Below are 6,988 nucleotides of genomic sequence, written 5' to 3' on the forward strand. Positions count from 1 at the left end.
CAAATCACAACTGTCTGTTATTACTACAATTACTTCATACTGCTTTTCACAATCGAACAGTATCTTTTTATTCATGAAATCTTAAAACTATCTTGATGATTGAGGCTACAAAGTTCATACAACTTCTCGTAATTACCGAAATTTAATCAGCCGCAACTGTACCTAGCTGTGTCTTGAAGACAAAAACAAGCAGACTAGCATCACTACTACAAGTATATTTGCTCAGATTGCTCCTTTCTTCCCCCAGATCAGGCGTTCAAATGGGTTCACTAAACAATTAAATTTGTATTTAAGAATAAATAATCACTACTTCACCATGTAAATACTTACTACCAGAGCGATAGCGCATTCACCTAGAGAAAGATACCGTAATGGTTAAAGTTTGTAAGAATTGAAATAAAAGTAGATGTATTAGAGGTAGTTCAATGACAAATAACAGTGTGAGGATTGTTTCTTTAATTCCCAGTGGAACCGAGATTTTAGCCACCCTAGGATTGACTAATGAAATTGTGGGGCGATCGCATGAATGTGATTACCCTCCAGAAATCCAAAATCTTCCTATTTGTACCCAAGCCCGTTTAAGCTCTCATGATCCCAGCCGCAAAATTCATGATCATGTCAACAATTTGATACAATCAGCATTAAGTATCTATCAAATCAAAACAGATATCTTAGAGAAATTACAGCCCACTCACATTATTACTCAAGATCAGTGTGATGTCTGTGCAGTCAGCCTTGGGGATGTAGAACAAGCTGTTGCTAGTCTCGTCCACAGCTCACCGCAAATTGTTTCTTTAAATCCTAATCTTCTGGAAGATGTTTGGCAAGATATTGAAAGAGTAGGTAATATATTTGGCGTAGACTCAGTTCACGTTTTAGAAAATTTAGCGGCTCGTGTCACAATTTGTCAGCGCAAACTCCAAGGGCTTTCTTTAACAGAATTACCTACAGTTGCTTGTATTGAGTGGACAGATCCTTTAATGACGGCGGCGAATTGGATTCCTGAACTGGTGAACTTAGCTGGAGGTCAGTCAAAGTTTAGTCTTACAGGTCAGCCCTCTACTACTATCTCTTGGGAAACATTATTACAGAGCAATCCAGATATTATCATTTTTATGCCTTGTGGCTTTGATTTAAATCGGACTCGTCAAGAAGCCAATTTATTCGCTCAACGTCCTGATTGGCAAAAACTTCACGCTGTCCACAGTGGTAGAGTTTATATTACTGATGGTAATGCCTTCTTCAATCGTCCAGGGCCAAGACTGGCAGATTCTCTAGAAATTTTGGCAGAAATTTTGCATCCAGAAATTTTTGATTATGGCTATAAAGGAACAGGCTGGGATACTATTTGAACAAAATAATGAGACGCGATAAATCTTAGACGCGATTCATCGCGTCTCTGTCTCTACAAGTGCGAATTTTACATCCAAGCACTAAAAACAGCTAAACCGTAATATTTCCAAGGTATTGTTACGGTCTGAAACCCAGATGTAGACAGCATCTGCAATTGAGTATCTAAGGTAGCGAGTTGGTCTTGGTTGGAGTATCCTTGCTGACTGCTACTACCAACTTTAGCCCGCACCTCTGTTAAATTAATTCCTTGTTGGGCTGCCCATTCCTCTCTTGCTGTTTGGTAAACTTCTGCTAGGACAGGTGATTCTGGTAATGTCGGGTCTGCATTGCCAAAATAACCGCCTTGGCTAAGACTTGCAGCAATTCGTTGAAATAACTTCAGCTTCATTTGATCATTGAGATGGTGAATTGCCAAAGATGACACACAAGCATCAAATTCGCTGCCAATATCCAATTTTGCAGGATTTTCAGCCCATTCGCCAAAATCTGCTTGTATCCCAGTCCATTGTTTTTTATATCCAGCAGAGATGATTTTATCGCCGGCACATTCTAACATTCGTGGTGAGTAATCTAAGGCAATGATTTCGGCATCGGGAAAGCGCTGAAAGACTTTCAGAGTCAGTTCCCCTGTACCGCAGCCTAGTTCTAAAATCCGGCGAGTTGTGGTCGGGAGACACCGGGTAATTACCTCCAACATTTCATCATATCGGGGTAAGAGTTGGCGAATACCATGATCAAAATCCGCAGTGTTGGCGAATACTTCTCCAGGAAATATTTGTTGCATGAGAATTAAACAGATAATTAATATAGATGCACTCCTAAAGCATAACTTTGGCGAGTCGTTTCCAGATATTGTTAAAATAAAGCCATCATATATTTAGTTATCAATAATGCAGCACGGCGGCAAGAAACCACCATAAAATACCGCAAAACAGCCCTGAAACAGATTTTTTTGACTTTTGACTTTTGACCCCTTCGGGGTTCGCCAGTCGCTCATGGGGGAAACCCCCAAGACCGCGCTGGCTCACTTTTGACTTCCGCCTTGCGGTACTAGCCCCTAAATTTTATTCCCATACTTGGGAAATTATATGTTTCAGCTTGTCATAATTGTATTTGTTGTTATTTTAGGTTCAGCGCTTTGTTCTAGTACAGAAACAGCACTGTTTTCTGTTTCTCCTCTGAGAGTTAGACAATTAGCACAATCAAATAACCCTTCAGCAGTAGCACTTTTGGCAATTCGGGAAAACATGAACCGACCGATTGCAACCATTGTGATCATGAACAATATTTTTAATATTGTTGGCAGTATTCTTACAGGTAGTGTTGCTAGTCAAGTATTAGGAGATACTTGGTTAGGGATATTTTCGGGAATGTTTACCTTCTTGATTATTATCTTTGCTGAAATCATTCCCAAGACTATTGGAGAGCGCTATTCTGAACAAATCGCCATGCTAACGGCTTTACCTGTGACTGGACTTTCTATAGTTTTCACACCCTTAGTTTGGATTATCGAAAATCTGACGGCACGTTTTTTTAAAACCAAAAAACGACCAACTACAAATGAGGCTGAAATTAAGCTACTGGCAAACATTGGTCAACAAGAGGGAATCATTCAAAGTGATGAAGCAGAAATGATCCAACGGGTGTTTAGATTAAATGATGTCACAGCCGCAGATTTGATGACACCGAGAATTATGTTGACATATATCCGAGGTCATCTAACTCTTGAGGAAGCAAAAAAAGAGATTATTGCTTCTCAACATACCCGGATTATTGTAGTTGATGAGTTTATTGATCAAGTAATTGGATTTACTTTAAAACAGAATTTACTGACAGCGATGGTTGAAGGCAATAACCAGGAAAAAATTGCTGACTTAGCTCGAAAAGTTAACTTCGTTCCGGAAATAATTCGAGCCGATAAACTGATGAAGAATTTTATCGCAGCGCGGGAACATCTGGCTGTGGTAGTTGATGAATATGGAGGCGTAGCTGGTGTTGTGACTTTGGAAGATGTGCTGGAAGTAATCACGGGTGAAATTGTCGATGAAACTGATAGAACAGTTGATTTACAAGAAATTGCCCGGAAGAAGCGAGAAAAAATGTTGCAGTCGATTAATGTCAGCAATCCCAACTAAATTTGATATTTTCCTGGTCAGCAAAATATAGGTGCGTTAGGATAATATCCCTAACACACGCTACCAAATAAGCAATCCAGTTTTTTTGTCTCCCTACTATTCGTCAATCTGACCAAGGCGACGGATATTTAAAATGTCGCTCATTTTCTTAATTTGAGTAAAGACTTGCTCTAGTTGCAGGCGATCGCGTATATCTATTCCTAAATCAATTAACGCTGGTTGACCAATGGAAGTGTTGACCTGTGCATGACGCACATTGATTCCCTGGTCACTCAACCGCGATAAAATATCCTTCAATACTCCCACCCGGTCAAGAGCTTCGATTTGCACATTTACTGGGTAACTGTGGGGACGGCTAATCTGTTCTGTGGCTGAGTTCCAACTCACTGGTACTAAGCGCTCATACTCGACTGGCTCTAAATTATTACACCCTTGGCGATGGATGGTAATTCCTCTACCCCTTGTCACCACACCAATAATTGGTTCACCAGCTATGGGGGTACAACACCCCGCTAAGTGATATACCAATCCTTCTACACCAATAATAGGTGAATCACAAGGGCGTGTGCTGTGGGGAGGCGTATCGCGGACAGTTTTTGAGGTCGTTGGTAGTTCTTTACCGGGAAATAAAGGAATAACGTTAGCAGGTTGTTGTCCTTTAGCTACTTCTCGCCAGCGATTTAGCACCACGTTGAGCGTAATTTCACCGTAACCCAAATTGGCGAGTAAATCTTCGACGCTATGGTAATTACACTTTTCAGCTACAGTCTGCATGGCTTGGGATTTCAGCAAACTATCGAAACCAGTTTTACCCAGTTCTTTTTCTAACAATTCTCGCCCACGAGCTATATTTTCATCACGGCGCGATCGCTTGTACCATTGTTTAATCCGATACTTCGCCGCCGAACTCCGAGCAAAGTTCAACCAATCCAAACTGGGATGGCTGTTCTTTTGGGTAATAATTTCGACAATCGCGCCATTTTGTAACCGTGTTGACAAGGGAACCATGCGACCATTGACCCGCGCCCCCGCACAGTGGTTGCCGACTTCTGTATGAATATGATAGGCAAAATCTATACAGGTTGCACCAGGGCTTAAAGGTAAAACATCCCCCTTTGGGGTGAAGACATAAACATCATCTTCAAATAAATTGTCTTTGACACTATCAAGATATTCTTGAGCGTCCTTAAGATCACTTTGCCATTCCAGCAGATGCCTTAACCAAGTAAACTTTTCATCTGCGTTCGTCAATTGGCTAGTAGAACCACCTGTTTCTTTGTACTTCCAATGGGCTGCAATCCCATACTCAGCAACATGATGCATTTCTACAGTGCGAATTTGAATCTCCAAAGGACGGCCACTCAGTCCAATCACTCCAGTATGCAACGACTGGTAATGGTTAGGCTTGGGCAATCCGATGTAATCCTTGAACCTAGAGGGTATGGGGCGAAAAGCATCATGAACTACTGCCAAAGCCCGATAGCATTCCTCATGAGTCTGGACGATAATCCGCAGGGCGGCCAAATCGTAAATTTCATGAAATTCTTTTTGCTGCCTTTGCATTTTTTGATAAATGCTATAAAGGTGCTTGGGACGACCACTAATATCTTGACAGTGAATGCCAGCTTGCTGCAAACGTTCCCGCAGCATATCTGTAGCTTTAGCCAGTTTCTCTTCCCGTGCTGTCCGTTTTTCGGAAACGTGTTCCTGCATTTGCCGAAAAGCTTCTGGTTCGAGGTACTTAAACGACAAATCTTCCAGTTCCCATTTTATCCGCCACATTCCCAAGCGATTTGCTAAGGGGGCAAAAATATCTCTGGTTTCTTGGGCGCTACGGCGACGGCTGGATTCTGACATATATTGTAAGGTTCGCATATTATGCAAACGGTCTGCCAGTTTCACCACAATTACCCGAATATCCTGCGCCATAGCCAAAAACATCCGCCGGAAGTTTTCCGCTTGGCTTTCGGTTTTGCTGGTGAAATTTATTTTAGACAATTTGGTGACACCTTCCACCAATAGCCGCACTTCTGGGCCAAAGTTTTTTTCTATATCGTCGCACGTCACATCTGTATCTTCAACTACATCATGAAGAAATCCAGCTGCTATCATAGCAGGACTGCCCCCCAATTCGCGGAGCAATCCAGCCACAGCAACGGGATGACTAATATACAGTTCGCCTGATTTGCGGTACTGTCCTTCATGCAGTTGATAAGCAAATTCAAAAGCCTGACCAATTAAGACTGCATCAGTATATTTTCGGTTTGCTTCTGGTTCTCCCCTATAGGCTGAAGATTCTCGTAAACATTTGGTCAGCCATTCCGGAAGGGCGAGATCGGTTGTGGAATTTATAAGTATGCTGCTCATACACTAAAGTTTAAAGGTGATCGGTAGATAGTCAGAGATGAACGTCATGGATAGCATCGTGGACAGAGAATGCTATCTGTAAGGCATCAGTAAAGAAATGAGAATGATTTTCTAGTGGACTATGGTAATTATCCATACCGCCATTAAAAAATCTTATGTTGAAAAATAGATTTATGGCAAACAAAACCTCAAAGCGTGATTTGAGGTTTATGGTTTTTAATAAGAAGTTGAGAAATTTTATTGTAAAAGATAATTTTCTTGACACTAATACTATCTTAACTAGCACTGAATGTCTCTAAACCTTGAGAAATATCAGGAACTAGCAAATTTGCTAGACCAAGTACGCTCTGATACCACTTCTACCCAAGTCACTGCATCGGAACTGCGAAAGGGTGTATCCTTTTTGCAGCAAATGTTTCGGCAGCAGATTGTGCCTTTGCCTGATGGCAGTTCGCGGGTACAATCCTATCGGACAGAAATTAGTAAGCAGTTGCGCTTGTTGGAAATTGATGTGATGTTTTTCCAAGGATCGCGCCAAGCATCCACTGCTGAAGGGAGGCTGAAGACGATTAGCGATCGCCTGACTACTCTCATTCAATACTGTGAAGCTATTCTCCAACAAGAACCGGAGGAGGAAAATTAACAATTCTTTACCTTTTGCTCTACTTCTGACATCATCTCATTTTTGTCTGGCAGTTGACAGTTATGTTTGTAACAAGTTGGGAAATGGGGAGTGAGTAGGGGCGGATTTAAGCTTGCTCAGTTTCGTGAAGATAATCCTGGCTCTGGCATTGTTGATCTTCAGGCTTATTGTCGAGGTTTTCGATATGTTCGGGAAATGTTAAAAATGCTTCCACAACAGCACAATCTAGACAAAGCTGTTAATTTCTCTCGTTTTTATACTCTGGGTACGAAGCGATCGCATATACAGAGATTTCTATGGTTTCTATAGTATGGGAGGTAGAACCTCCAAGACAGCATTTTAATCATGGTATGCTCTTACCAAAATAGCCAATTTCCGGCTTTGAACAATGATTATGTTGATACTAAATATACCCGTGTGGTAGGGGTTTAGCATTGCTCATTGGTGTCAACTTAACGTAAAACCCTTAATAAATAAAGAGGAGGACAAG

The 6,988-nt window shown here is 41.4% G+C and carries 5 protein-coding genes; 3 read left to right on the plus strand and 2 right to left on the minus strand.

Annotated features, from left to right (window positions below):
- Positions 1-425 precede the first annotated feature (425 nt).
- Positions 426-1,352 carry a cobalamin-binding protein gene (locus ACM0OW_RS22065; protein WP_414552383.1) on the plus strand — a complete coding sequence of 309 codons (927 nt, stop codon included), beginning with the start codon at positions 426-428 and terminating at the stop codon, positions 1,350-1,352.
- A gap of 68 nt (positions 1,353-1,420) precedes the next feature.
- Here the strand turns inward: ACM0OW_RS22065 and ACM0OW_RS22070 are convergent, their stop codons facing one another.
- A complete protein-coding gene (locus tag ACM0OW_RS22070) occupies positions 1,421-2,137 on the minus strand; it encodes a class I SAM-dependent methyltransferase (protein ID WP_414552385.1) in 717 nt (238 codons plus the stop codon).
- A 304-nt stretch (positions 2,138-2,441) separates the two neighbouring features.
- Between ACM0OW_RS22070 and ACM0OW_RS22075 the strand changes: the two genes are divergently transcribed.
- Positions 2,442-3,488, plus strand: coding sequence for a hemolysin family protein (locus tag ACM0OW_RS22075; protein ID WP_414552386.1), 1,047 nt, complete (start codon positions 2,442-2,444; stop codon positions 3,486-3,488).
- A 96-nt stretch (positions 3,489-3,584) separates the two neighbouring features.
- Here the strand turns inward: ACM0OW_RS22075 and ACM0OW_RS22080 are convergent, their stop codons facing one another.
- On the minus strand, positions 3,585-5,855 hold the full coding sequence (locus ACM0OW_RS22080) for a RelA/SpoT family protein (protein WP_414552389.1): 2,271 nt from the start codon (positions 5,853-5,855) through the stop codon (positions 3,585-3,587).
- Positions 5,856-6,144: 289 nt separating this feature from the next.
- Here ACM0OW_RS22080 and patD point away from each other — a divergent pair, with 289 nt between their 5' ends.
- Entirely contained in the window at positions 6,145-6,498 is a 354-nt protein-coding gene (patD, locus tag ACM0OW_RS22085) for a heterocyst frequency control protein PatD (protein ID WP_414552391.1), read from the plus strand.
- The last annotated feature ends 490 nt before the right edge of the window (positions 6,499-6,988 follow it).

The sequence above is a fragment of the Anabaena sp. CCY 0017 genome, assembly GCF_963920885.1.
GTDB lineage: Bacteria > Cyanobacteriota > Cyanobacteriia > Cyanobacteriales > Nostocaceae > Nodularia.